The following is a 24,660-nucleotide window of genomic DNA, read 5'->3' as shown; positions in this document are numbered from 1 at the left end:
GTGGCCGATCTCCTCACCATCGACGACCCCGACGACCCGCGCCTGCGCGACTACACGGGCCTGACCGACGTCGAGCTCCGGCGCCGCCGCGAGCCCGCCGAGGGCCTGTTCATCGCGGAGGGCGAGAAGGTCATCCGCAGGGCCCGCCAGGCCGGTTACGAGATGCGCTCGATGCTGCTCTCCGCCAAGTGGGTCGACGTCATGCGCGACGTCATCGACGAGGTCCCCGCCCCGGTGTACGCGGTCAGCCCCGACCTCGCCGAGCAGGTCACCGGCTACCACGTGCACCGCGGCGCCCTCGCCTCCATGCAGCGCAAACCGCTGCCCACGGCCGCGGACCTCCTCACCACCGCCCGCCGCGTCGTCGTCATGGAGTCGGTCAACGACCACACCAACATCGGCGCGATCTTCCGCAGCGCGGCCGCCCTGGGCATGGACGCCGTCCTCCTCTCCCCGGACTGCGCCGACCCCCTCTACCGACGCTCCGTCAAGGTCTCGATGGGCGCGGTCTTCTCCGTACCGTACGCACGCCTGGAGTCCTGGCCCGCCGACCTGGAAACGGTGCGCGAGGCGGGCTTTACGCTCCTCGCCCTCACCCCCGCCGACAAGGCCCGCTCCCTCGACGAGGTCGCCCCGCACACCATGGACCGGGTCGCCCTCATGCTCGGCGCGGAGGGTGACGGCCTCTCCCGCCGCGCGCTGGTCGCCGCCGACGAATGGGTCCGCATCCCGATGGCCCACGGCGTGGACTCCCTGAACGTGGGCGCGGCCGCCGCCGTCTCCTTCTACGCCGTGACGACGGGCCGTCCCGCCTAGCCCTCTCCCGTACGACAAAGGCTCCGCCGCGCGGCCGATGCCACGCGACGGAGCTTTCGTACGTCACGCAGGGCACGTGCCCTCGCGAGTGTTACGCAGGGCACTCGCCGTCCGACGGCAGGCACGCGGCACCCACCGTGCCCGACACCACGACCCCCGCGCCCTTGGACTCCTTCGGCCCCTGGCACCCCTGTGCCGCCGCGATGCCCAGCGCGACCAGCAGCGTCACCACCACGAACACCACCAGCCGCTGCCGCAGCAGGCGCGGATTGGCGGGCCGCAGCTTCCCGCCGGAGGTGGGCCGGCCCCCCGGCCGCGTCCCCTTGCGGGCAGGCCCCGACCGGGTGGTGTTGCGCGGGGAGCCGTTCTTGCCGGGCCCGGAGGACGGCCCGGTGCGCCGGGCACCCGAACCGCCCCGCGAAGCCGCCTGGGCCGCCGGGGGAGCGGACGACCCGCGCGCCCCCTGACCGCCACCGCTGCCGCCCTCCGTCCGCTGCTGCACGCTCCGCTGCGTCCGCTGGTCGGCGTACGCGTCCCGATCGGCCCCGCGCTGTACGGGCGGACGCTTGTCGGAACCGCCCGAGGCGGAACCCCCCTGCGTCTCCCGGGCGGCGATCTCCTTGAGTCGCATCGACAGCTGGAGGGTGCTGGGACGTTCCTCCTGCTCCTTCGCCAGGCAGGCCCGCACCAGCGGAGCCAGTGCGTCCGGTACGCCGTCCAGCAGCGGCTCCTCGTGCACCACCCGGTAGAGCATGACCTCGGAGCTGCCCTGCCCGAACGGCGAGTCCGCCGTGGCCGCGTACGCCAGCGTCGCACCCAGCGCGAACACGTCCGTCGCGGGCGTCACAGCGGCACCGCGCACCTGCTCCGGCGCGAGGAAGCCGGGCGAACCCACGGCCGTCCCCACATGCGTCAGCGTGCTCGCGCCGGTCGCCCACGCGATGCCGAAGTCGATGATGCGGGGGCCCTTGGGGGAGAGGAGGATGTTCGACGGCTTCAGGTCGCGGTGCACGACCCCCGCCTCGTGAACGGCCACCAGCCCCTCCGCCAGCGCCGCCCCGATCGCCGCGACCTCGGCGGCGACCAGCGAGCCCTCCTCGGCCACCCGGTCGTGCAGGGACGGCCCGGGAACGTACTGCGTCGCGAACCACGGCCGATCGGCATCCAGATCCGCCGCCACCAGCCGCGCCGTACAACCGCCCCTGATCCGCCGCGCGGCGGACACCTCACGCGCGAACCGGGACCGGAACTCCTGATCCTCCGCCAGATCCGGCCGGATCACCTTCAGCGCGACCCGCTGGCCCCGCCGGTCCGAGCCCAGGTAGACGACACCCATGCCGCCCGCACCGAGCCGCCGGTGAATCCTGAACGAGCCGACGACACGCGGGTCCTCGCGCCGGAGCCGCATCATCGCCATGTCCGTCCCCTACCTCCGGTGGGGCCTCCCCCACCCCACTTCCGACCGGTCCGTTCGACGTGGCACAGCTTACGTATCCCTGGCGCGGTGTGCTCATAGGCCACACCCGCCCGAATCGATCGATTGTCAGTGCCGGGTGCGAAACTTGAGGAGTGGTCAGGGAACGTACGTTCCCATCTTCCTGACCCCTGCTCATTCCCAACGGGCAACAGCAGAAGGGGGATTGACTCCATGAAGGGTGATCGAGTCGAGATAGTGGTGGACGCCGGAGACACCACCCGGACGTACGAAATGGTGGCCAGCAGGGCAGGCCGAAGGGTCGAGACGGCGGTCCGCAGGGGGGTGGTGGAAGTGAGTGAAGTCACCCGCAACGGCAGCGTCGTGCGCACGGCACGCTTCATGGCCACCCGCGTGCTGGCCCTGGTGGAGCAGCCGGTCCCCAGGGAGGACGCCTCGGAACGGCGCAGCCAGGCGGAGTGAGCCGGGGGAGTGCCGGGGAGCGCTGGGGGGTCGTGCGGGGGCGGGCCCCCCCGCGACCCCTCGGGGAAGTCCCCGAGACCTCCACCCGGCTCTCCACCCAGGGGAGTACATCCTCACCCGGTAGGTCATCCTCCGGGAGGCCCACCAATCGGTACGAGGGCATGACGACCCGTCCGGCCCCCGCCCCTAATCTTGAACTCAAGCGGTGGGTGCAGCACTCGTCCCCCGAGGTCAGACACTCACCGCTTCCAAAACGACAGGGAGAGGACCATGGCGGACACGGCATCGCGGACGATGATCCGCAGCGCTTCGATCCGCGTCCGCGGACGCCGCGCCCTCGCGGTGTTCGGCGGTCGCAACTCCGGCCCGCGCCACCCCCTGGTGGCAACGGCCATGGCCCTCCCCCTGGTGGTCCTCCTCCTCTTCCTCTTCGGAGGCTGGGAGGCGGTGGCCACACAAGCGTCGTCCGTGGGCATGTTGCTGGGGCGCTGAGCGGCGCCCCTGACCCGGAAGAGCGGTCCGGGTCGGGACAACACCAAGCCCATCAGCCCCGTGGGGACGGGGGTGCGGCGGACGGCTGAGTTTGCCCGGACAGCTGGGGAGCTGTCCGGGCAAACGTGTTTCCGGGGCGGGTGCGGGGCGTGGTGTGGGTGAGCCGTGGTGCTGGCTCCGCGCTCCGTGCGGGCCGGGCGGTTGCCTGTACCTGTGCGGGTGCGGGTGCGGGTGTGTGGTGGTCTCTGTCCTGTGCGGGTGCGTCGTGGCTGGTCGCGCAGTTCCCCGCGCCCCTAATGGCATGCCCTCCGGGCAGCCATAGCCCCTGCGGCGAAGCCGCCCCCCGGGGGCGGGACGGGCGGGCAAGGGGGCGGCCCGCCCGACACGGGCCCCGCACGGTTCCGGCCCTCTCGCCTCTGGCCCGCCCCGCCACCGGCCCGAGGCCAAGCCCCCCCGCCGGACGCCCGTCCGCAGAGGCCCCGGCCCACCCCCGTACCGGACGCGCCCCGCGGCCTAAGCTCCGGAGGACCATGCCCCCACCCGACCCCGCCCCGGAACTCCTCGCCGACCGCCCCGACGGCACCGTCGTCCGCCACGGCCCCCTCGTCCTCAAGACCCACGCCCCCGACTCCGACCCCACCGCCCTCACCACCCGCATCGCCGTCGCCGCCCACCCCCTCCTCACCGGCATCCTCCTGCCCCCGCTCCCCACCCCCGCCACAGCCACCCCCGCCCACCCCGGCCGCCCTCTCTCCGCCTGGCCCTACGGCACGCCCGTCGCCCCGGACGACCCCGACGCCGCCCCCTGGGAGCAGACCGCCACCCTCCTCGCCCGCCTCCACCGCGCCGACCCCGCCGCCCTCCCCACCCCCCTCCCGCCCATGCGCGGCCCCGCCAAAGCCGCCCGGGCCGTCGCCCGCATGCACACCACCGCCCCGCACCCGGCCGCCCCCGACGCCCACCGCACCGTCCGCCACGCCTGGCACGGCCTCCCGGCCTGGGCCCGTGACGACCCCGACCCGGCCCGCCCCCTCACCACCCTCTGCCACGGCGACCTGCACCTGGGCCAGCTCGTCCGCCACCCCGCCCCCGACGGCCCCTGGCACCTCATCGACGTCGACGACCTCGGCCTCGGCGACCCCACCTGGGACCTGGCCCGCCCCGCCGCCTGGTACGCCGCAGGCCTCCTGCACCCCGACATCTGGCAGCGTTTCCTCACCGCCTACCGGGCGGCCGGCGGCCCCGCCGTACGCCCCGAGGGCGACCCGTGGCCCGAACTCGACGTCGCCGCCCGCGCCCTGACGGTCCAGACGGCGGCCCTCGCCCTCGCCAAGTCCACCACCGAGGCCCGCCCCCTCGACGAGGTCGAGCAGCTCATGCTCGACTCCTGCGCCCGAATCGCCTCCCTCCCGCCGGAGTTGGACGCGGCCCCTCCGCCGTAGGGTGAATCCCGGCCCACCGGGCATGCATCCCCGCGACGCAGGAGACCCGTACCGGACGACCCGACCACCGAGGAGCGAACGCCATGCACTGTCCCAAGTGCCACGCCCCCATGCACACCTTCAACCGCAACGGCGTCCAGATCGAGCAGTGCAGCAACTGCCGGGGCATCTTCCTGGACTACGGCGAGCTGGAGTCCCTCACCCGTCTCGAATCCCAGTGGTCCCAGCAGGCCCCGCCGCCCGCGGGCCCGCCGCCGCAGGCCTACCCGGCCGCCCCCGCCCCTGCCTGGGGTGCCCCCCAGCACGGCGGCCACGGCGCCCACTACGGCGGTCACCACGGCGGTCACCACCGCCAGAAGGGCTTCGGCCGCATGCTCTTCTCCTCCTGACCCCGGCCCGAAACCCGCAACGGTCCGGAGCGGTCAGGAACGGTCCGACACCCCAACGCCCGCGGCCGGGGAGCCGTCAACTCCCCGGCCCGCCGTCTGGTCAGACGGGTCCCATGATCCCTAGTGTTCGGCCCCATGACCTTCCTCGACAGGTCCCGGACCGTCGCCCCACCCGGCTGGAGCCGCTGGCTCGTCCCGCCCGCCGCCCTCGCCGTCCACCTCTCCATCGGCCAGGCCTACGCCTGGAGCGTCTTCAAGCCCCCGCTCGAAACCTCCCTCGGCCTCTCCGGCACCGCCAGCGCCCTCCCCTTCCAGCTCGGCATCGTCATGCTCGGCCTGTCCGCCGCGTTCGGCGGCACGCTGGTGGAGCGCAACGGGCCCCGCTGGGCCATGTTCGTCTCCCTCGTCTGCTTCTCCTCCGGCTTCCTGATCTCCGCCCTCGGCGCCGCCACCCACCAGTTCTGGCTGATCGTCCTCGGCTACGGCTTCGTCGGCGGCATCGGGCTCGGCATCGGGTACATCTCCCCGGTCTCCACCCTCATGAAGTGGTTCCCGGACAGGCCGGGCATGGCCACCGGCATCGCGATCATGGGTTTCGGCGGGGGAGCCCTCATCGCCTCGCCCTGGTCCTCCCAGCTGCTGGAGTCCTTCGGTGGCCTGAAGCCCGACGGGGACGGCGGCATCGCGCTCACCTTCCTGGTCATGGGCCTCGCGTATGCCGTCTTCATGACCCTCGGCGTCGTCCTGGTCCGCGTACCGCCCCCAGGATGGAAGCCGGAGGGGTGGCAGCCGGACGCCCAGAAGTCCCGGGCCCTGGTCACCACCGCCGACGTCTCTGCCCGCAACGCCCTGCGCACCCCGCAGTTCTGGTGCCTGTGGGTGGTCCTGTGCCTCAACGTCACCGCGGGCATCGGCATCCTCGAAAAGGCCGCCCCGATGATCAAGGACTACTTCGCGGACACCCCGGCCCCCGTCTCGGTCTCCGCCGCCGCCGGATTCGTCGCCCTGCTCTCCTTCGCGAACATGACCGGCCGCATCCTCTGGGCCTCCACCTCCGACCTCATCGGCCGCAAGTCCATGTACCGCGTCTACCTCGGCGTCGGCGCCCTCACCTATCTCGCCCTCGCCCACTTCGGCAACGACTCCAAGCCGCTCTTCATCGTCTGCGCCCTGGTGATCCTGTCCTTCTACGGCGGCGGCTTCGCCACGATCCCCGCCTACCTGAAGGATCTCTTCGGCACGTACCAGGTCGGCGCCATCCACGGGCGCCTGCTCACCGCCTGGTCCACGGCGGGCGTCCTCGGCCCCCTCATCGTCAACCGGGTCGCCGACGCCCAGGAACAGGCGGGCCACAGCGGCCCCAGCCTCTACACGACCTCGATGTACATCATGATCGGCCTGCTCCTGGTCGGCTTCGTCGCCAACGAACTCGTCCGCCCGGTGAACCCCCGCTTCCACGAGCCCCGCCCGAAGGCCCCCGAAGGGAACCCCGCCCATGCCGCCCCGCAGCAGTAGCCCCCGCGCTCTCGCCGTCGCCGTCTGGCTCTGGGTCCTGCTGCCCTTCGCCTACGGCCTGTACGAACTCATCCGCAAGGCCACCCAGCTCTTCACCGGTTGATCAGCACGCCGGACACACGAGCCGGACACACGAAGAAGCCCCCGACCGAGAACGGCCGGGGGCTTCAACTGCTGTGCGCGATACTGGGATTGAACCAGTGACCTCTTCCGTGTCAGGGAAGCGCTCTCCCGCTGAGCTAATCGCGCGGGACGGTCCTTGCGAACCTGATCTTGCAACGTACTGCTGGTGCTGCGTGCGCGATACTGGGATTGAACCAGTGACCTCTTCCGTGTCAGGGAAGCGCTCTCCCGCTGAGCTAATCGCGCGGGACGATCCATGCGGATCGTATCTGTTCAGTTGTTCTGCGTGCGCGATACTGGGATTGAACCAGTGACCTCTTCCGTGTCAGGGAAGCGCTCTCCCGCTGAGCTAATCGCGCTTGGAGGTGGAGACGGGATTTGAACCCGTGTAGACGGCTTTGCAGGCCGTTGCCTCGCCTCTCGGCCACTCCACCAGGAGTGCTAGTAAAGGGTATCGGGATGATTCCCCCACTATAGAGCGGACGACGAGACTCGAACTCGCGACATCCACCTTGGCAAGGTGGTGCTCTACCAACTGAGCTACGTCCGCTTGTCTGTTCCGTTTCACTTGCGTGTCCCGGCGACGTGTTGAACTCTAGCGGATTCCTGGGCCAGCACAAAAACGCGTTTGTGCAGCGTGCTGCGGTGTCCTCGCCACCGAGAGAGCCGCACACCCCCGCCCTAGACTCGACGGCGTGTCCGACCTCCCCTCTTTGGCCCGCTTCGGCGGCCTTGTCGCCTCCGATCTGCGCGACGTGACCAGCGATCCCGCGGCCCTCGACTCCGCGGGCTTCTGGGCCGTCGCGGCCGACTTCGAAGGCCGTCTCGTCTGTGCGCGCTTCGGAGACGTCCGTACGGAACCGGTGCCCGCCCCCGTCCCCGGCGCCTGGCGCGGCCCCTCGGCCGGCTCCTGGACGTCCTCCCTGGACCGCGCCGCCTACACGGCGGGCGTGCGCCGCATCCGCGAGCACATCGCGAAGGGGGAGGTCTACCAGGCCAACCTCTGCCGCGTACTGAGCGCGCCGGTGGAGGCCGGGGCGGACGTCGACGCCCTCACCGCCCTCCTGGCGCGGGGCAACCCCGCTCCGTACGCAGGAACGATCCGGCTGCCCGCGCACGGCGTGGAGATCGCCACCGCGTCCCCCGAGCTGTACCTGCGCCGGGAGGGACGCACGGTGGAGTCCGGGCCCATCAAGGGCACCGGGCGGACCGAGGCCGACCTCCTGGAGAAGGACCACGCCGAGAACGTGATGATCGTCGACCTGGTCCGCAACGACCTGGGCCGCGTCGCCGTCACCGGCTCCGTGACCGTCCCGCAGCTCTGCGAGGTCGAACCGCACCCCGGGCTCGTCCACCTCGTATCGACCGTACGGGCCGAGCTGGCCCCCGGGCAGGGCTGGGGCGGGCTGCTGCGCGCCACCTTCCCGCCCGGCTCCGTCACCGGAGCGCCCAAGGCCAGCGCCCTGGAGATCATCCGGGCGCTGGAGACCGCACCCCGCGGCCCCTACTGCGGCGGCATCGGCTGGGTCGACGCCGACCGGAGGACCGGGGAGCTGGCCGTCGGCATCCGTACGTTCTGGATCGACCGCACCGCGCCCGGCGGCCCTCTCCTGCGCTTCGGCACCGGAGCGGGCATCACCTGGGGCTCCGACCCCGAGCGCGAGTGGGCGGAGACCGAGCTGAAGGCGTCCCGACTGCTCGCGGTAGCGTCGGGTGCCTACGAGGTCACCGCGCGTACGGCATGAACAGCAGCACCACCGACAGCGCGGGCACGACGAACAGCGAGAGGAAAGGCCGCGTCATGCAGATTTGGGTCAACGGGGGACTGGTCGACGCCGACTCGGCCCGCGTCTCCGTCCTCGACCACGGGATCACCGTGGGCGACGGCGTCTTCGAGACCATGAAGGCGACCGACGGCCAGGCCTTCGCCCTCACCCGCCACCTGGACCGGCTCACCGCCTCCGCCCGGGGGCTGGGCCTGCCCGACCCCGACCACGACGAGGTCCGCCGGGCCTGCGCCGCCGTCCTGGACGCCAACCCGATGCCGCTGGGGCGGCTCCGGGTGACGTACACCGGGGGCGTCTCCCCGCTCGGCTCCGACCGGGGCGAGCACCCGCCCACGCTGGTCGTCGCGCTCGGCGAGTCCGCGCGCCGCCCCGACTCCACCGCCGTGATCACCGTCCCCTGGACGCGCAACGAGCGCAGCGCGCTGGCCGGGCTCAAGACCACCTCGTACGCGGAGAACGTCGTGGCCCTCGCCAGGGCGCGCGAGAACGGGGCGTCGGAGGCGCTGTTCGCCAACACCGTCGGGCAGCTCTGCGAGGGGACGGGCTCCAACGTCTTCGTCGTCCTCGACGGACAGCTCCTCACCCCGCCCGTCGCCTCCGGCTGCCTGGCCGGCATCACCCGCGCGCTCGCCGTCGAGTGGACCGGCGCCCAGGAGGCCGACCTGCCCTTCGACGTGCTGGAGCGGGCCGACGAGATCTTCCTGACCTCCACCCTGCGCGACGTGCAGGCCGTCCACCGCGTCGACGGCCGTGACCTGCCCGGGGCCCCCGGACCGGTGACCGCCAAGGCGATGCGGGTCTTCGAGGAGCACGCGCAGGACAATCCCGAACCGTAAAACGTGATGACGGGCGCTCCCCGCAGGGGTACAACTCCCGTGATGACGACGACCCTACGGCCGACCGGGCCGCTTTCGACCAGCGACGACGGCGCGCGCTCGCGCCCCTACGAAGTGTGCGTGAACAGCCGGCCCGTCGGCACCGCCCGCATCGAGACCGTGCCCGAGTTCGGCAGCAAGGTCGGCCGGATCGCCTCGCTGCACATCGAGGAGCCGGACCGCCGCCGGGGCCGCGGCACGGTCGCCGCCCTCGCCGCCGAGGAGGTCCTGCGCGGCTGGGGCTGCGACCAGGTGGTGATCTCCGTACCGGCGGACGCGGAGGCGGCCGGGCGCATGGCGACCGCGCTCGGCTACGTCGAGCGCAGCCGCAACATGCTCAAGGACCTCCCCGCCGAGCCCCCGCCGCTGCCCGCCGATGTGAGCTTCCGTCCCGTGACCCAGGAGGAATACGACGCCTGGCGGGCCCAGGACACCGCGCACTTCGCGCAGAGCTGGATCGACCGGGGCCTCACCCCCGCCCAGGCCCGCGCCAAGGCGGAGACCAGCGAACGCCGCTTCCTGCCCCGGGGTCTGGCCACCCCGCACACCTGGGTCAGCCGCCTGCTGCGCGACGGCGCGCCCGTCGGCCTGCTGTGGCTCGGCCGCAGCGAGACCGAGCCGGGCGAGTGGAGTGCCTTCGTGTACGCCGTCGAGGTCGACGAGGACCAGCGCGGCAGGGGGTACGGGCGGGCCCTGATGACGGCGGCGGAGCGGATCGCCCTCCAGGCCGGCGAACGCCGCATCGGCCTGCACGTCTTCGCCGGAAACACCCCGGCCCTGCGCCTGTACGACTCCCTCGGCTACCGCACGACCACTGTGAACAGCTTCAAGCAGCTGCTCTAGTACGCCTCAGCCCTGCTGCTCGGCGAGCAGCTTGTCCGCGATCTCCTCGATGCGCTCCCGCAGGCCCGACTGGTCCTTGCTGCCGTCGAGGAGCTGCCCGCCGATCTCGTACGTCGGCGTGCCCGTCACCTTGATCGCCTTGCCCTCGGCCTGGTCGGCGTCCACGATCAGCATGTGCCGCCCGTCGATCAGCGCGGTGTCGAACTCCTCGGCGTCCAGGCCGAGTTCGCCGGCCACCTCGATCAGCACCGGCTTCCCGCGCTCGCCCAGCTCCTCGGCGCGCGCCAGCACCGCCTCGACGTACGCCCAGCCCCGGCCCTGCTCGTACGCCTCCTCGGCGGCCTGCGCGGCGTCGTGGGCGTGGGCGTGCTTCTCCAGCGGGAAGTGCCGCAGCCGGACGTCGATCCGGTCGCCGTAGCGGGCCCGCAGCGCGTCCAGGTCGGCGAGCGCGGTCCGGCAGTCGGGGCACTGGAGCTCGCACCAGACGTCCAGGACGACGGGGGAGGCGGCGGGGGAGTCGAGGGGAGGCGTGTTGCTCATGGGGTCAGTCTCCCAGTCGTACGACCGCCGCCCCAACCGGGACCTGGGGAGGAGCCGCACCCCGGAGATCTCCCTGAGACCGGGGCCGGGGATGGCCGCGCGCGTGCGGGGCGGTGCAGGATGGAAGGGACCGTACTTTCCACCGCTGGAGGACCGATGCTGCTGGTTGAGACCGTCTGCTCCGCGGTGTCCGCCGCAGGACTGGGCATCGCCGCGATCACGGCGTACCGGAAGCGTTTCCTCACCGCGACCCGGCTGGCCGCCTACTCGCTGGTGCCGGTCGGCCTGGTGATGATCGGGGCGGTGGGCTGGCTCTCCGACATCGTCTTCAAGCCGGTCGTCTGGGCGGGCCTCGGCGTCCTGGGCGTGGCCTGGCTGCTCTTCGTCACCACCCGCTTCGTGGAACGCCGCAGCGGCGGCACCCGCAAGGAGCGCAAGGCCGCCAGGGCCGCGCAGCGGGACGCGGTCGCCCCGGCGGCCAGTGCCCCCTCGCTCGGCGCGGCACGCCCGGCGGGCGCACCCGCCGCCGCTCCCGCCCCGGCGCCCGCGCAGGCCAAGGGCAAGAAGGCGGACGACGACTTCTCCGACATCGAGGCGATCTTGAAGAAGCACGGGATCTGACGCGGTCGAGCACCTCACCGGGTTTCGCTCGGACCGGTCGAACGAACACACCGGAGCCGCCCAATCCGGTGAACTGCCGCCATTCGTGGGCGTGATGGTCATCCCGTACCACCGGGCTGCGTCATCATCAGCCCGAGATGCTCCAGACCTCCCCCGACGAGACCCCCCAGGTACCCGCGCCCGCCGAAGAAGCGCGCGGGTGCCTCTTCGCGCTCTCCCAGCCGCCGCTGATGATCTTCCTCGCGTTCATCGGCACGCTGCTCCTGATGGGAGCGGTCCATGACCTGTTCCTGGACTGACACGGCGTGGACCGGCACCGCCCGGACCGACCCGGCCCTGCGTCAGCCCGACGCTTCCTTACGCCGCGCCCGGTACGCCGCCACGTGCAGCCGGTTCCCGCAGGTGCGACTGTCGCAGTAGCGCCGGGAGCGGTTGCGCGAGAGGTCCACGAAGGCGTGCCGGCAGTCCGGCGCCTCGCAGCGCCGCAGCCGCTCCAGCTCCCCGGACACCAGGATGAACGACAGGGCCATCCCGCAGTCCGCCGCCAGGTGGTCCGCCATCGAGGCGCCGGGCGCGAAGTAGTGCACGTGCCAGTGGTAGCCGTCGTGGTCGGTGAGCCGGGGCGTGGTCCCGGCCGCGGCGATCAGCTGGTTGATCAGCTCGGCGGCCGTGTGCGGATCGGAGGCCCCGAACACGTCTGCGAAGCGGGCCCGTACCGCTCGTACGGCCCGGACGTCGTCCTCGGTCAGTTCGCCGACGTCGCTCACGTCGTAGCGCACCGCGAAGTCGGTCAGCGCCTCGACGTCCGTGAGGCGGTCCGTGGGCTCGCTCTCCGGCGCGGTGTTCACGAGGCCGACGACGACGTCGAGGGCTCGCCGGGTGTCGTGGGGGATCAGCACGCTTTGCTCCCTGGCCTGCGCGGGCCGTTGCCCGCCGATGCTCGCCGACTCTAGCCGCTCGTACCCAGAACGCTACGGACAGTTCCCCGCACCCGGTGCGATCGCGCTGCGTGCGGGCACGGCTGCGCCGCCGTCGCGGTGGATTCCGCGACGGCGGCGCAGTCGGCAAGGCTTATGAAGTTGTCCCTATGAGGTTGTCCGCTCCGCGCCGTCTCCCCGAGTCGGACGGCGAGGAGCGACTCTCGACCTGGCTCAGCTTTCGGCCAGGATGTGAGAGAGCTCCGTGTCGAGGTCGAAGTGCCGGTGTTCAGTGCCGGGTGGCACTGCGGCATCCGTCCTCTTCAGGAACGACTCAAGCGCCCGCGCCGGGGCTTCGAGCAGGGCCTCGCCCTCCGGTGAGCTCAGGGCGATGCAGACGACGCCCTGACCGTGGCTCCGGGACGGCCAGACTCGGACGTCGCCGGTTCCGGTGGGCCGGTGCAGGCCCTCGGCGAGGAGATCGCGGGCGAAGACCCACTCGACCGTTTCCTCGGCTCCGGTGTGGAAGGTGGCATGCACGGCATAGGGATCGGCCGTGTCGTACCGCAGGCCCGCGGGTACAGGCAGTGATGACTCGCTCGACACAACGAGGCGCAGGTGCAGCTCGCAGCTGACCGTGGTGTTCATAAGCGCCAGGGCCTTTCGCTCAGTGTGCGCTCGGGGATTCGCACGTCGGCGAAATCGACATGCCACCTCCAGGGCCGTTGTAAACCCTTATGAGTGTTTTGAGTCTCTTGATGTCGCTCGTACGGCCGAGTCCGGACTTGACTCGTACGGCCATTCCAGTGAAGGGGATCGGTCCGGTAAGTTGGCCCTCATGAATGCGGAGAGTGACGGGCGGGACGGGGGCGTCGCCGCGGCGACGACCGATCCCGAAACGGGGGGCGCCACCGACGAGCGAGGGCTCGGATCGCGGGCGCCGCAGTACATCCAGGCGCGCAGGACGCTCCACCTCAGCTGGCAGGTCGGCGTCTTCGTCGTGGGCCTCGCGGTCGTGATCGCGGGCATCATCATGCTTCCGCTGCCGGGGCCCGGCTGGGTGGTGATCTTCGGCGGCATGGCGATCTGGGCGACCGAGTTCGTCTGGGCCCAGCTGGTCATGCGCTGGACGAAGCGGAAGCTCACCGAGGCGGCCCAGAAGGCGCTCGACCCGAAGGTCCGGCGGCGGAACATCATCCTCACCACCATCGGCCTGGTGATCATCGCCGTGCTGGTCGGGATCTACGTCTGGAAGTTCGGCATCGTGATGCCGTGGAAGATCAACGAGTGACGATCGGCGGCCACCCGTAAAAGTGGTCGGGGGCACGCGCTGACATGCGGTAATGTTCTGTCTGTGCCCGGGCGATTAGCTCAGTGGGAGAGCACTTCGTTCACACCGAAGGGGTCACTGGTTCGAACCCAGTATCGCCCACCCGGGATCAGAGGCCCGAGAGACGTAAACCGTCTCTCGGGCCTCTGGCGTTTCCGGCGGGCCCTCCGCCGGGGTTACTGGAGGCGGCCGATGCGCTCGCGCAGGCGGCGGGCGTCGCGCAGCCGCTGTTCGTACGTCGCCCCCACGGCCAGCAGCAGCATCCCGGCCAGCGCGGGCGGCAGCCAGCGGGGGAGTGCGTCGACGACCTGGACGGCGTACGGAGCCAACTCGTGCAGCGAGACCAGGCTCAGCACGACCGCGCCGAGCAGCAGCGGAGCCCCGAGCCGGAACCTGGCCCCCAGCAGGGTCACCACCAGCGCGGCCACCCCCAGCAGCAGCGGGCGCAGCCAGTGCGGGTCCGCCCAGGCGGCGACCAGGCTCGGCACCAGGGTCATCGAGAGCCCCGGACCGTACGCCGTCCAGGACGAGGCCTGCGGGTCGCGGCGGCGGCGCAGGACGCCCACCGTCAGCGCCAGGACGCTCGCGGGGATCGTGTACGCCTCCGGATCGGCGATCTCAGAGGCCGCCAGCCGCGCCCAGGTCGCCGCGACGAACAGGCCCCCGGCCGCCCAGCCGACCGCCCGGCGCTCCGGCCGGACCGCCGTGGCGGCGGCGATCACACCGCACAGGGCCAGGGCGAGGGAGAACGTCGGCAGGTGAACCGCCGCGAGGGCCAGGGGCACCAGGGCCGAGGCCGCGCCCGCGATCTCCATCGGGACGCTGCGCACCCGGACCGCCAGCAGCGCCACCAGGGCGGGCACCGCCAGGGCCAGCAGCGCCGTGTGCCGCACCGGGAGGCCGAGGGCGGCCCCCGAGGCGCAGGCCAGGGCCAGGGCGTACGCGACACAGGCGACGGCGCCCAGGGGCCGGAGGGCAGGCGCCGTCGTCCGGACGGCCGGGGCGAGCCACAGCAGGAACAGGACACCGAGGACGGCGAAGGTGCTGCCCCGGCTCGCCACCGCCAGGAAGGACACCGTGACCGAGGCCACCGCGCCGGAGGCCAGCGCCGCGTGCGAGGCGGCCGACGGGGCGGACAGCGCGGCCAGGGTCAGGGCGGTGGCCGCCACGACGACGTACAGGGCGAGCCCGGCGACGTACGGCAGGTTCACGGCGAGCGGGACGGCGAGCAGCGCGGCGGCGGTCAGCAGGACGGCGCCGACGGCGGAGGCCGGGTGCGGGCGGCGGCGGTGGAACAGAGCGAGGGCGGCCGCCGAAGCCAGGAGGATCAGCGGCGCGGTCGACATGGCCTGCCAGGGCAGGTGCCACTCCTCGCCGTCGGCCAGGGGGGCCCGGAGGGTTCCGGGCAGGCCCCGCCACGGGGCGGCGAGGGCGGAGAGCGGGCCCGACATCAGCGTCAGCGTCAGCGCGGGCAGCGTGGAGAGGACCGCACCCGACGTGACGGCGGCCGACGACCAGGCCAGACCGTGCCGGACCGGCCGGGCCAGGCGCGGGGCGGCGAGCACGGCCAGCGCACACGCCAGGTACAGCGGAACCGTCCAGGCGAGCGGCAGGACGGGCCGCAGGAGACCGCCGACGGCGGCCGTGGCGGCCAGCCCCGCGACCACGGCGGTCGCGGTCTGCAGGCGGCGCAGGGAGGCGGAGAGGGCGAGGGCGCCGCCGGCCAGCAGCAGGGCGGAGGAACGCGGGGTGTCGGCGAGGGAGTCCGCGAGGCCGGACAGGAACAGCGCGGCCAGCAGGGCCACAGCTCCGGCCGCCCACGCGAGCACGGCCGCCAGGACGCGGAGGGCGGCACCCGGGACCGGCACTCCGCCCGGACGCGGGGTGCCCGGGGCCCCGGCGAAGGGAGCACCGGAGGCGGCGGCCGAGGGGCGGGCGTCGGGAGCCGGGAGGCCCTGGGCGGCGGCCGGGTGCGGGGCGCCGAGGGGCGCAGCGGTGGGCGCGGCGGGGCTTGCGGGTGCACCGGGGGTGGGTGCTGCGGGGGTGGATGCTGCGGGGCTTGCGGGCGAGCCGCCGGCGGAGGCCGGGGTCTGGTGCGGGGTGGCCGGGGTGGTTCCACGGGTGTTCGGGGTGGCGGCTGCGGGGGGCGGCGTGGGCCGTACGGGAGGTCGTGGCGGGAGACGGTGGAGGGCGACGATGGTGTCCAGGGCGGCGGTGGCGAGGAGGGCCCAGAGGACGGGGGTCGGGGTGGTGGAGTGGGACAGGGCCCAGAGGGAGAGCGGGAGTTGGGCGAGGAGGAGGGCGGCGGGGAGCGGGGTGCGCAGGCGGGGGAGGAGGAGGCCGTACGAGGCCCAGAGGGCGGTGAGGGCGGTCGCTGCCGCGGCGGTGTAGGAGGTGCCGTCCGCGTCGGGGAAGGCCACCTGGCGGAGGGCGTACGCGTCCAGCAGGGTCAGGACCAGGCCGAGCACCGCCACCGACTCCGCCGTCGCCACCAGCCCCCGGCGGATCAGCAGCACCGGGGCGGCGAGCGTCGCCGCGGTCACCAGGGCCAGCACGGCGGAGCGTCCGGCGATCCCCAACTGCCCCCAGCCCACCAGCGTGAACGCCAGCGCGGCGACGGCCAGCAGAATGCCGCCCAGGGTGAGCAGCACGTTCTGTGCGCTCGGACCGGGCTGCGGCGCAGCCTCCCGCACCGGCACACCGGGCCGGGCCGGCGGCGGGACCGGAGCGTTGAGGGCGCGCAGCAGCCAGGCGCGCCGCTGCAGCAACTGGGCGCGGTGCACGTCGAGGCGCAGCAACTCCTGGTCGAGCCTGCGCAGTTCCTCGGCGGGCGCGAGCGGCGGAACGTTCGTCATGGAGGGAGTGTGCGGCCGTACGCCCCGCCGGACATGGGCGCGGATACTCACTCCCGTACTCATGCGCGCACGCACAGGCATGCCGACGCGCAGGCGGAGCACACTGAGCCCATGGACTGGAGCCACTACCGCTTCCTCAGCATCTGGAAGGTGCCCGCCCCGCCCGCAGCAGTGTTCGCCGTCCTGGAGGACCCGGAGGGGTACCCGAGCTGGTGGCCCCAAGTGCGCGACGTCGCCCGCGTCGACGAGTGCAGCGGGACCGTGCGCTTCCGGTCCTTCCTCCCGTACGACCTGGTCGTCGGTGTCCACGAGGGGCGCGGCGACCGGGACGCCGGGTTCCTGGAAGTGCGGATGACGGGCGATCTGGAGGGCTGGGTGCGCTGGACGCTGCGCCCGCACGGCGCCGGGACCGTCGTCCGGTACGAGCAGGAGGTCGAGGTGAACAAGCCGCTCCTGCGCCGCCTCGCCGTGCCCGGGCGGCCCTTCTTCCTCGCCAACCACGCCCTGATGATGCGTGCCGGACGGCGTGGACTCGCCGCGCGGGCCACGATGCTGAGGGCGGCCGGGGGCGCGGTTTGAACGAAACCCGAAAAGCGCTGTATGGTTCAACCCGTTCCCGGGCGATTAGCTCAGTGGGAGAGCACTTCGTTCACACCGAAGGGGTCACTGGTTCGAACCCAGTATCGCCCACCTGGGAAAGGCCGGTCCGTCACAGACGGACCGGCTTTTTGCATGCCCCGAGCAGCTGCGAGAGGGCAGGGCGAAGCGCCGTGGTGGTGCTGACGACACCCCCGGTCCGGGTGCGAACGCCCTGTTCCGGCGCGAGCGGTCTTCCTAGTTTGGGGGGACGAGAACCGCCGTACCCACACACAGGAGAACCGCCCTGATGGACACCACCATGACCAAGACGATGCTCTGGACCCTGCTCGCCGTCGCCGTCGCCGCGAACGGACTCCTCAGCTCGCAGCTGGACGGCGTCTTCCAGGTCCTGCTCAGCGTGGTCGCCGGAGGCGTCGGACTCGCCGCGATCGCCGGGCTGGTCGCCCTCAAGCGGACCTCGTCCGACTGATCAGGCCGCCTGGGCCCGCACCTCGGGGCGCAGCGGCCACGCCGGGTCGACCGCCTCGTCCGAACCGTTGCGGGCGAACCAGGCCTGCAGGCCACGCGCCTGCGCCGCATGCCACACCGCCTGGAGCGTGTGCAGTTCGGCGGGGGACAGGCGCTCCAGACGGGCCGAGAAACGCCGGCCCACCGCCCGTACCAACTCCAGCGACGCCGTCGCGTCCGCCACCGCGTCGTGCGCCCCGGCCAGCTCCACGCCGTAGTGCGCGCACAGATCGGTGAGGGTGCGGCGGCCCTTGCGGTAGCGGTCCAGGTGCTTGTCCAGGACCCGCGGGTCCAGGACGTGCAGCGGCCGCGCCTCCAGGTAGCGGCCCAGCGACGACGCCCGGTGCCGCCGCAACTCCCGGTCCAGCAGCGTCAGATCGAACGGCGCATTCATGATCACCAGCGGGCGGCCCGCCGCGCACTGCTCGGCCAGCGCCCGCGCTATCTCCTCCATCACCGGCGACGGCCACCGGCCGTTGCGCTGGAGGTGCTCGTCCGTCAGCCCGTGGATCTCGGTGGCCCCCGCGGGCACCGGCACACCCGGGTTCACCAGCCACTTGGTGGCCCGGATGCGCGACCCCGCGGCGTCCTGCACGACGAGGGCGGCCGAAACTATCCGGTCACCCTCCACGTCCACACCCGTGGTCTCCGTGTCGAAGGCCGCCAGCGGCCCCTCGTACCAGCACGTCATGTCCCCAACTCCTCATGCTCCGACGGCAGACGGCGTGCTCACGGAACGGACCCGGTGCGCTTTCTGCCCGAAGCGGTGATACCCGGGCCGTTTACGCCATAAGCCGTACGGAGACAACACAGGTGACGGGGAGGGAAGTTGACGCTCCGTCGCGAAAGCGCAGCTCCCGCCGGGGCCGCGCGCACGAGCAGCACACGCTCAGCACACCAGCCATCGATTCGGCACGGCCCGGAAGGCACACGTCAGCCATGGCGCTCACGCAGCCCGAACCGGGCGGGCTGCTGCCCGAGCGGACCACCCCGCTCCGCGGCGCGCTCGCCACCACCGCCTGCATGGAGACACTCCAGGTGGGCTATCTGCACGCCGTCGCGGCAGCCGCGGGCTGCTCGCTCTCCCAGCCGTTTCCGGACAACGGGATCGACTGGCACGTCAGCCACGGATCGCCCGTGCACACCATCGACGACGAAGTGACCATCAAGGTCCAGCTCAAGTGCACGTACCAGATCGCCCCGCGCCCGCCGGGCTCCGCCTTCTCCTTCACCCTCGACAACGACCACCTGGTGAAGCTGGCGCGCACCCCCGTCTCGGTGCACAAGATCCTGGTCGTGATGCTCGTGCCGCGCAGCCGCGACGACTGGCTGCGCGCCGGGCACGACCGGCTCGACCTGCGGCACTGCTGCTACTGGATCAACCTGGCCGGACACCCGGTGACCGGCCGGAACAGGACCAACGTGCGGGTCCCCACCTCGCGGATATTCGACGACCGAGCCCTCTGCGAGATCATGACCCGCGTCGGGGCGGGAGGGAAACCCTGATGCACCGGTACCGGCCCATCGACGACCCCGGACGACCGCACCCCGGGGAACCCGCCGGCAGCTGGGACGGCGGCGGCCCCGAACCCGCCCAGGTCGACCCCGCCGTCCTCGGCACCCTCCTCGCCCGGCACGGCTGGCGGCGGCGCGGGGGAGCCGCGGGCCGCTACGCCCGCTGGACACCGCCGGGGCCCTCGGCAGGGGGCATGAGTCTGCTCGTACCGGAATCGAGGGCGTTCCCCGACAGCGAGGACCTGCTCGGGGAGGCGCTGTACGCCCTGGAACGCTGCCCCGCGCCGTCCGCGCGGGAGGTGCTGGTGCAGCTCGCCGTGCCCAGCGACGAGATCCGCTGGTCCCGGGACGTGCCCGAGGACGTGACCGGGGCGGCGGCCTGGCCCGCGCAGGAGAAGCTGCGCTCGGCGGCCCGGCAGATGCTGCTCGCCGGGGCGCTCGCCGCGCGCGGGCGCGCCGGGTACTACGGGGCGCGGCACCGGCGGCAGGCGCAGGCCTCGCTGGAGGGTGTGCTGGTGGGGGCCGCGACGGGCGGGCGGAAGCTGACGGCCTTCGTGCCGGTCGCGGGCGGGCGCGGCACCGTCGTACGGCTGCACCACGCGCTGCACGCGGCGCGGGAAGCCACGGACTACCAGCGGGCCACCGGGGGGATGGAGGCGTTCGACGCGGCCGTCGAGGCGGGGGTCAGCCATGAACTGACGGAGGCCGTCGTCGCGTTGGTGCAGGGTGCGGAGGGTGCGCGGATCGCTTTGGACTGGGCGCCGGCGGCCGGGGCGCCGCCCGGGTGCGCGGTGCGGCCGGAGGTCGTGGAGTTCTCGCCCGGGGACCTGCCCGCGCTCCGCTCGGCGGGGGCGCGCTATCTGCGGGACGAGCCGTCGGTGCCGGTGCGGATCACCGGGGCGGTGGTACGGATGCGCAGGTCGGACCCGCGGGGCGGCGGGACGGTGCGGCTGCGGGTGCTGGCCGGGGCGGAGGTGCCGCACGTACGGCTCGTACTGGACGAGGAGGCGTACCGGATCGCCGGGCACGCGCATCTGGTGGGGCTGCCCATTCAAGTGGGCGGGCGGCTGGAGCGCAGGGGCGGGTTCCGGCGGCTGACCGGGGCGGTCGGGGTGGCTCCCGTACAGGTGGAGGAGGCGGAGCGGGACCGGCTGATGAAGGCGCTGCACGAGAACCTGGACTTCTTCGAGGAGGCGTGCAGCGGGGAGGAGTGAGGGGTCGGCGAATACCGTTTCGCGAGAGGGGCCGGTGGCTCGGTACGATTCGGGGGCGTGCCGCTTCCGAGGCCCGCACCCCCCTCAGTCAGGAGAGACCGGTGTCAGACGTCCGTGTGATCATCCAACGCGATTCCGAGCGGGAAGAGCGCGTGGTGACGACGGGCACTACGGCAGCCGAGCTCTTCGCCGGCGAGCGCTCGATCGTCGCCGCCCGCGTCGCGGGTGAGCTGAAGGACCTCAGCCACGCGGTGCAGGACGGCGAGGAGGTGGAGCCGGTCGAGATCACCTCCGAGGACGGCCTCAACATCCTGCGCCACTCCACCGCGCACGTCATGGCGCAGGCTGTGCAGGAGCTCTTCCCCGAGGCCAAGCTGGGCATCGGCCCGCCGGTCAAGGACGGGTTCTACTACGACTTCGACGTCGAGAAGCCCTTCACCCCGGAGGACCTCAAGGCGATCGAGAAGAAGATGCAGGAGATCCAGAAGCGGGGCCAGAAGTTCGCCCGCCGCGTGGTCTCCGACGAGGCGGCCCGCGAGGAGCTCGCCGACGAGCCGTACAAGCTGGAGCTCATCGGTATCAAGGGCTCCGCGTCCAGCGACGACGGCGCGGACGTCGAGGTGGGCGGCGGCGAGCTGACCATCTACGACAACCTCGACGCGAAGACCGGCGACCTGTGCTGGAAGGACCTCTGCCGGGGCCCGCACCTGCCGTCGACCCGGAACATCCCCGCCTTCAAGCTCATGCGGAACGCCGCCGCGTACTGGCGCGGCAGCGAGAAGAACCCGATGCTCCAGCGCATCTACGGCACCGCGTGGCCGTCGAAGGACGAGCTGAAGGCGTACCTGGAGTTCCTCGCCGAGGCCGAGAAGCGCGACCACCGCAAGCTGGGCAACGAGCTGGACCTGTTCTCCATTCCGGAGCAGATCGGGTCGGGCCTCGCGGTCTTCCACCCCAAGGGCGGCATCATCCGCCGGGTCATGGAGGACTACTCGCGCCGCCGCCACGAGGAGGAGGGCTACGAGTTCGTCTACACCCCGCACGCGACGAAGGGGAAGCTCTTCGAGCAGTCGGGCCACCTGGACTGGTACGCCGACGGCATGTACCCGCCCATGCAGCTCGACGAGGGCACGGACTACTACCTCAAGCCCATGAACTGCCCGATGCACAACCTGATCTTCGATGCGCGCGGGCGTTCCTACCGTGAACTGCCGCTGCGCCTCTTCGAGTTCGGCACCGTGTACCGGTACGAGAAGTCGGGCGTCGTGCACGGTCTGACCCGTGCCCGGGGCTTCACGCAGGACGACGCGCACATCTACTGCACCAAGGAGCAGATGGCGGAGGAGCTCGACAAGACGCTCACCTTCGTCCTCGGGCTGCTGCGCGACTACGGCCTGACCGACTTCTACCTGGAGCTGTCCACCAAGGACCCGGAGAAGTTCGTCGGCTCCGACGAGATCTGGGAAGAGGCCACCGCCACCCTTCAGCAGGTCGCCGAGAAGCAGGGGCTGCCCCTGGTTCCGGACCCGGGCGGCGCCGCCTTCTACGGCCCGAAGATCTCCGTCCAGTGCAAGGACGCCATCGGCCGCACCTGGCAGATGTCGACCGTGCAGCTCGACTTCAACCTCCCGGAGCGCTTCAACCTGGAGTACACCGGCCCGGACGGGACCAAGCAGCAGCCGGTCATGATCCACCGGGCGCTGTTCGGCTCGATCGAGCGCTTCTTCGCAGTGCTGCTGGAGCACTACGCGGGTGCGTTCCCGGCGTGGCTGGCGCCCGTGCAGGCGGTCGGCATCCCGATCGGCGACGGCCACATCCCGTACCTCCAGGAGTTTGCCGCCGAGGCGAAGAAGAAGGGGCTGCGGGTCGAGGTGGACGCCTCCTCCGACCGCATGCAGAAGAAGATCAGGAACCACCAGAAGCTCAAGGTGCCGTTCATGATCATCGTCGGTGACGAGGACATGGCCGCCGGTACGGTCTCCTTCCGCTACCGCGACGGTTCGCAGGAGAACGGCATCCCGAAGGCCGACGCCATCGCGAAGCTGGTCGACGTGGTGGAGCGCCGCGTCCAGGTCTGACCGTAAAGAGCGCGGATGAGGGCGGTTCCCTTCGGGGAGCCGCCCTCTCTGCCATCCCCCCAGGTCGTACGCCTATGCTTTCCGCATGACGACTGAGCCGGAGCAGCAGAGTGGACCGGTGGGTGAGCCGGACGGGTTCGGGCGGCTGTGGACGCCCCACCGGATCGCGTACATCCAGGGTGAGAACAAGCCGACCGGACCCGGGTCCGGCGACGGCTGTCCCTTCTGCATCGCTCCGGCGCACAGTGACGAGGAGTCGCTGATCGTGGCGCGGGGGACGAGCGTCTTCGCGATCATGAATCTGTACCCCTACAACGGCGGCCACATGATGGTCATGCCGTACCGGCACGTCGCCGACTACACCGAGCTGGACGACGCCGAGACCGCCGAGCTCGCCCTCTTCACGAAGAAGGCGATGACGGCGCTGCGGAAGGCGTCGGGGGCGCACGGGTTCAATCTCGGGATGAACCAGGGCTCCGCCGCCGGGGCCGGGATCGCCGCGCACCTGCACCAGCACGTGGTGCCCCGCTGGGGCGGGGACACCAACTTCATGCCGGTCGTCGGGCACACCAAGGTGCTGCCGCAGCTCCTCGCGGACACCCGGAAGATGCTCGCCGACGTGTGGCCCGAGCAGCCGTAGGCGTCACGCGTCGTACAGGTCGGCCTTGCGCGGGGACGGGTCCTGGATCATGCCGCTGAGGAACGTCGAACGGCCGTTGAAGCGTTCGGTGTCGACTCCGTGGTCCTCCAGGACCTTGATCGCGGCGCTGTGCACGACCCGCAGGACGGGCGTGGCCGTACGCATCGCGTCGTCGGCCATGAACCGGTGCCGCCAGGGCTTCTCCGCCCACACGTGCCGCAGGCCGAACGGCTCGGGCAGCGTGAGCTTGCCGCCGAGGAAGTCCAGGACGTTCGGGAACCAGGTGAACGGGGCGCGCACGCTCAGGCGGACGACGTCGCTGGTCTCCATGAGGGGCAGCTGACGGTCCTTGGTCTCCCAGAACTTGACCGTCTTGCTGACGGTGACCGTCTTGGCCTTGGGTTTCGTGGTGAACAGGGAGTGCACCGGGCCCAGTGCGTGACCGGTGACCTCGATGCGCAGGGTCTCGTGCAGGACGGTCACCGTGATGAGCATGGTGATGACCAACTGGCCGTCCCACAGGGTGAACTGGACACCCAGATAGTGCCGGTTGCCCGCGCCGAACTGCTGCTCGTTGCAGATGCGCTGTATCTCGTGGTTCTTGATGAGGTACTGGTCCACGTCCTGGCCGTCGGGGCGGCTGACCTCGCCCGCGTTCTCGCCCACCGGGGCGACGATCCAGTGCTTGACCGAGGGGGTCGGGAAACCGTTGGTGTGCAGGGTGCTGCGCTCCAGCATGCGGAGCTGGTCGTGGATGGCGCGGATGACGTCCCAGCTGCGGAAGCCGTGGATCTCCTTGCCGGGGTCGGCGGGGGCGAGTTCCTCGGCGAGCTGCCAGCTGCCCCAGCGGGTGCCCATGCCGAGTATGCCCTTGGGGCCTGCGTAGAAGACCGAGTTGGACTGCTGCTCGGCGGTGAGCCGGGCGAGGCCCTGGCGGAGTTCTTCGGCGTTGCTCTGGCTGGGGTCGCGGGGGACGGCCTCGGGGATCTTGGGGCCGATGCCGCCGCCTCCGCCGAGGAGGGAGGACCAGCGGTCGCGCAGGTCCTTGGCGGTGGATTCGCAGACCTGCTTGGCCCAGAGCCAGCCGATCACCGGGGCGATCACCATGGCGCGCAGGTAGATGCCGAGTATCCCGTCGAACGGCAGCTTGATGAGGAAGATCACGGCGAGGCCGCCGACGGCGACCAGCAGGGCCGTGCCGAGTGCGCCGGACTTCTTGTCCTTGGCGCCCGCGATGGTGCGGCGCAGCTGGAAGATGGCCAGCCAGATGAGGAGTCCGGGCAGGAAGAGCAGGCCGAAGACGACCATGATGAGGGTGAGTTTGGTGTCGCGGGCCTTGCGGATGTTGGTGGCGGCGAGGCAGTGCTCGACGACGGTCTGCGGTTCCGTGCCGAAGGACTGGATGAGGGCCTTGCGGGCGCCGCCGAGCATCCGGACCCGTACCGCGCGGGAGAAGGCCTCGCCGAGGTCCGGTTCGAAGAGGGACAGCTTGCCCTTCTTCACGGCGGACTTGTGCCACTCGCTGTTCGCGTCGAGCAGGACGGTCACCGGGCTGTCCCGGTACGCGGCCGAGGCGAGCGCGTTGGTCGCCGCGGTCTGTCCGGCCGCGCCCTGGAGCGGTACCTGTGCACCGGGTGAGAAATCGAATCCCGAGTCCGCCACTA

The 24,660-nt window shown here is 71.9% G+C and carries 26 protein-coding genes and 7 tRNA genes; 21 read left to right on the top strand and 12 right to left on the bottom strand.

Annotated elements, in window-relative coordinates; genetic code table 11:
• Positions 1–816, top strand: coding sequence for a TrmH family RNA methyltransferase (locus ACIO3O_RS15515; protein WP_401745543.1), 816 nt, complete (start codon positions 1–3; stop codon positions 814–816).
• A gap of 91 nt (positions 817–907) precedes the next feature.
• Here the strand turns inward: ACIO3O_RS15515 and ACIO3O_RS15510 are convergent, their stop codons facing one another.
• The gene (locus tag ACIO3O_RS15510; protein ID WP_401745540.1) at positions 908–2,233 is read right to left on the bottom strand and encodes a serine/threonine-protein kinase; all 1,326 of its coding nucleotides are present in this window, start codon (positions 2,231–2,233) and stop codon (positions 908–910) included.
• Positions 2,234–2,464: 231 nt separating this feature from the next.
• Between ACIO3O_RS15510 and ACIO3O_RS15505 the strand changes: the two genes are divergently transcribed.
• From ACIO3O_RS15505 to ACIO3O_RS15480, 6 genes are all read left to right on the top strand, one after another.
• Positions 2,465–2,713 (top strand): hypothetical protein, encoded by a 249-nt coding sequence (locus tag ACIO3O_RS15505; RefSeq protein WP_401745538.1) that lies wholly within the window; start codon positions 2,465–2,467, stop codon positions 2,711–2,713.
• A 270-nt stretch (positions 2,714–2,983) separates the two neighbouring features.
• Positions 2,984–3,205: a hypothetical protein gene (locus ACIO3O_RS15500; protein ID WP_401745536.1), complete on the top strand. Its 222-nt coding sequence runs from the start codon at positions 2,984–2,986 to the stop codon at positions 3,203–3,205.
• A gap of 530 nt (positions 3,206–3,735) precedes the next feature.
• Complete coding sequence (locus tag ACIO3O_RS15495) at positions 3,736–4,647, top strand: phosphotransferase family protein (protein WP_401745534.1); 912 nt, start codon at positions 3,736–3,738, stop codon at positions 4,645–4,647.
• Positions 4,648–4,730: 83 nt separating this feature from the next.
• Positions 4,731–5,036 (top strand): zf-TFIIB domain-containing protein, encoded by a 306-nt coding sequence (locus ACIO3O_RS15490; protein ID WP_401745532.1) that lies wholly within the window; start codon positions 4,731–4,733, stop codon positions 5,034–5,036.
• Between the two features lie 135 nt (positions 5,037–5,171).
• Positions 5,172–6,551: an OFA family MFS transporter gene (locus tag ACIO3O_RS15485; RefSeq protein ID WP_401745530.1), complete on the top strand. Its 1,380-nt coding sequence runs from the start codon at positions 5,172–5,174 to the stop codon at positions 6,549–6,551.
• Positions 6,532–6,654 (top strand): hypothetical protein, encoded by a 123-nt coding sequence (locus ACIO3O_RS15480; protein WP_401745528.1) that lies wholly within the window; start codon positions 6,532–6,534, stop codon positions 6,652–6,654. The genes ACIO3O_RS15485 and ACIO3O_RS15480 overlap by 20 nt, the downstream gene beginning before the upstream one ends.
• 74 nt (positions 6,655–6,728) lie before the next feature.
• Here the strand turns inward: ACIO3O_RS15480 and ACIO3O_RS15475 are convergent.
• The 5 genes from ACIO3O_RS15475 to ACIO3O_RS15455 form a co-directional block, all read right to left on the bottom strand.
• Positions 6,729–6,800: transfer RNA gene (locus tag ACIO3O_RS15475), tRNA-Val, on the bottom strand.
• A 48-nt stretch (positions 6,801–6,848) separates the two neighbouring features.
• Positions 6,849–6,920, bottom strand: a tRNA-Val gene (locus ACIO3O_RS15470).
• 41 nt (positions 6,921–6,961) lie between these two features.
• Positions 6,962–7,033 (bottom strand) — tRNA-Val (locus tag ACIO3O_RS15465).
• A gap of 1 nt (position 7,034) precedes the next feature.
• Positions 7,035–7,108: transfer RNA gene (locus ACIO3O_RS15460), tRNA-Cys, on the bottom strand.
• Positions 7,109–7,151: 43 nt separating this feature from the next.
• Positions 7,152–7,224: transfer RNA gene (locus tag ACIO3O_RS15455), tRNA-Gly, on the bottom strand.
• Between the two features lie 145 nt (positions 7,225–7,369).
• Between ACIO3O_RS15455 and ACIO3O_RS15450 the strand changes: the two genes are divergently transcribed.
• Genes ACIO3O_RS15450 through ACIO3O_RS15440 form a run of 3 tightly spaced genes read left to right on the top strand, consistent with a single transcriptional unit; the run spans position 7,370 to position 10,179 of the window.
• Complete coding sequence (locus ACIO3O_RS15450; protein WP_401745526.1) at positions 7,370–8,419, top strand: chorismate-binding protein; 1,050 nt, start codon at positions 7,370–7,372, stop codon at positions 8,417–8,419.
• 56 nt (positions 8,420–8,475) lie between these two features.
• Positions 8,476–9,297, top strand: coding sequence for an aminotransferase class IV (locus ACIO3O_RS15445; protein ID WP_401745901.1), 822 nt, complete (start codon positions 8,476–8,478; stop codon positions 9,295–9,297).
• Positions 9,298–9,339: 42 nt separating this feature from the next.
• Positions 9,340–10,179: a GNAT family N-acetyltransferase gene (locus ACIO3O_RS15440; RefSeq protein ID WP_401745525.1), complete on the top strand. Its 840-nt coding sequence runs from the start codon at positions 9,340–9,342 to the stop codon at positions 10,177–10,179.
• A gap of 6 nt (positions 10,180–10,185) precedes the next feature.
• Here ACIO3O_RS15440 and ACIO3O_RS15435 read toward each other — a convergent pair whose 3' ends face one another.
• On the bottom strand, positions 10,186–10,719 hold the full coding sequence (locus tag ACIO3O_RS15435) for a DsbA family protein (protein ID WP_401745524.1): 534 nt from the start codon (positions 10,717–10,719) through the stop codon (positions 10,186–10,188).
• A gap of 159 nt (positions 10,720–10,878) precedes the next feature.
• Here ACIO3O_RS15435 and ACIO3O_RS15430 point away from each other — a divergent pair, with 159 nt between their 5' ends.
• Together ACIO3O_RS15430 and ACIO3O_RS15425 are read left to right on the top strand one after the other, a co-directional pair.
• Entirely contained in the window at positions 10,879–11,340 is a 462-nt protein-coding gene (locus ACIO3O_RS15430) for a hypothetical protein (RefSeq protein WP_401745898.1), read from the top strand.
• Between the two features lie 137 nt (positions 11,341–11,477).
• On the top strand, positions 11,478–11,639 hold the full coding sequence (locus ACIO3O_RS15425) for a hypothetical protein (RefSeq protein WP_401745522.1): 162 nt from the start codon (positions 11,478–11,480) through the stop codon (positions 11,637–11,639).
• 42 nt (positions 11,640–11,681) lie between these two features.
• Here ACIO3O_RS15425 and ACIO3O_RS15420 read toward each other — a convergent pair whose 3' ends face one another.
• On the bottom strand, positions 11,682–12,239 hold the full coding sequence (locus ACIO3O_RS15420) for a CGNR zinc finger domain-containing protein (protein WP_401745520.1): 558 nt from the start codon (positions 12,237–12,239) through the stop codon (positions 11,682–11,684).
• A 252-nt stretch (positions 12,240–12,491) separates the two neighbouring features.
• On the bottom strand, positions 12,492–12,905 hold the full coding sequence (locus ACIO3O_RS15415; RefSeq protein ID WP_003959770.1) for an SsgA family sporulation/cell division regulator: 414 nt from the start codon (positions 12,903–12,905) through the stop codon (positions 12,492–12,494).
• A gap of 190 nt (positions 12,906–13,095) precedes the next feature.
• Between ACIO3O_RS15415 and ACIO3O_RS15410 the strand changes: the two genes are divergently transcribed.
• Positions 13,096–13,548, top strand: a complete 453-nt coding sequence (locus ACIO3O_RS15410) for a TIGR02611 family protein (RefSeq protein ID WP_401745519.1) — start codon at positions 13,096–13,098, stop codon at positions 13,546–13,548.
• Between the two features lie 69 nt (positions 13,549–13,617).
• A tRNA-Val gene (locus ACIO3O_RS15405) sits at positions 13,618–13,689 on the top strand.
• A 74-nt stretch (positions 13,690–13,763) separates the two neighbouring features.
• Here the strand turns inward: ACIO3O_RS15405 and ACIO3O_RS15400 are convergent.
• Complete coding sequence (locus ACIO3O_RS15400; RefSeq protein ID WP_401745517.1) at positions 13,764–16,442, bottom strand: SCO7613 C-terminal domain-containing membrane protein; 2,679 nt, start codon at positions 16,440–16,442, stop codon at positions 13,764–13,766.
• Between the two features lie 111 nt (positions 16,443–16,553).
• On the opposite strand from ACIO3O_RS15400, the gene ACIO3O_RS15395 reads away from it, so the two are divergent.
• The 3 genes from ACIO3O_RS15395 (at position 16,554) to ACIO3O_RS15385 (ending at position 17,511) form a co-directional block, all read left to right on the top strand.
• Complete coding sequence (locus ACIO3O_RS15395; RefSeq protein ID WP_401745515.1) at positions 16,554–17,021, top strand: SRPBCC family protein; 468 nt, start codon at positions 16,554–16,556, stop codon at positions 17,019–17,021.
• A 39-nt stretch (positions 17,022–17,060) separates the two neighbouring features.
• Positions 17,061–17,132, top strand: a tRNA-Val gene (locus tag ACIO3O_RS15390).
• Between the two features lie 196 nt (positions 17,133–17,328).
• Positions 17,329–17,511, top strand: coding sequence for a hypothetical protein (locus ACIO3O_RS15385; protein ID WP_401745513.1), 183 nt, complete (start codon positions 17,329–17,331; stop codon positions 17,509–17,511).
• On the opposite strand, the gene ACIO3O_RS15380 is transcribed toward ACIO3O_RS15385, so the two are convergent.
• Positions 17,512–18,240, bottom strand: a complete 729-nt coding sequence (locus ACIO3O_RS15380) for a 3'-5' exonuclease (protein ID WP_401745511.1) — start codon at positions 18,238–18,240, stop codon at positions 17,512–17,514.
• A 248-nt stretch (positions 18,241–18,488) separates the two neighbouring features.
• Between ACIO3O_RS15380 and ACIO3O_RS15375 the strand changes: the two genes are divergently transcribed.
• The 4 genes from ACIO3O_RS15375 to ACIO3O_RS15360 all read left to right on the top strand — a co-directional run bounded on the left by ACIO3O_RS15375 (position 18,489) and on the right by ACIO3O_RS15360 (position 22,996).
• Positions 18,489–19,055, top strand: coding sequence for a DUF4365 domain-containing protein (locus ACIO3O_RS15375; RefSeq protein ID WP_401745510.1), 567 nt, complete (start codon positions 18,489–18,491; stop codon positions 19,053–19,055).
• Positions 19,055–20,278: a hypothetical protein gene (locus tag ACIO3O_RS15370; protein ID WP_401745508.1), complete on the top strand. Its 1,224-nt coding sequence runs from the start codon at positions 19,055–19,057 to the stop codon at positions 20,276–20,278. The genes ACIO3O_RS15375 and ACIO3O_RS15370 overlap by 1 nt, the downstream gene beginning before the upstream one ends.
• Before the next feature lie 101 nt (positions 20,279–20,379).
• Positions 20,380–22,356 (top strand): threonine--tRNA ligase, encoded by a 1,977-nt coding sequence (thrS, locus tag ACIO3O_RS15365; protein WP_401745506.1) that lies wholly within the window; start codon positions 20,380–20,382, stop codon positions 22,354–22,356.
• Between the two features lie 85 nt (positions 22,357–22,441).
• The gene (locus ACIO3O_RS15360) at positions 22,442–22,996 is read left to right on the top strand and encodes an HIT family protein (protein WP_401745504.1); all 555 of its coding nucleotides are present in this window, start codon (positions 22,442–22,444) and stop codon (positions 22,994–22,996) included.
• Between the two features lie 3 nt (positions 22,997–22,999).
• On the opposite strand, the gene ACIO3O_RS15355 is transcribed toward ACIO3O_RS15360, so the two are convergent.
• Positions 23,000–24,658, bottom strand: a complete 1,659-nt coding sequence (locus ACIO3O_RS15355) for a hypothetical protein (RefSeq protein ID WP_401745502.1) — start codon at positions 24,656–24,658, stop codon at positions 23,000–23,002.
• Positions 24,659–24,660 lie beyond the last annotated feature (2 nt).

The sequence above is a fragment of the Streptomyces sp. NPDC087440 genome, assembly GCF_044744005.1.
Taxonomy (GTDB): Bacteria; Actinomycetota; Actinomycetes; order Streptomycetales; family Streptomycetaceae; genus Streptomyces.
The sequence above is the reverse complement of the archived record's forward strand: the minus strand, read 5'-3'. Positions and strand labels throughout refer to the sequence as shown.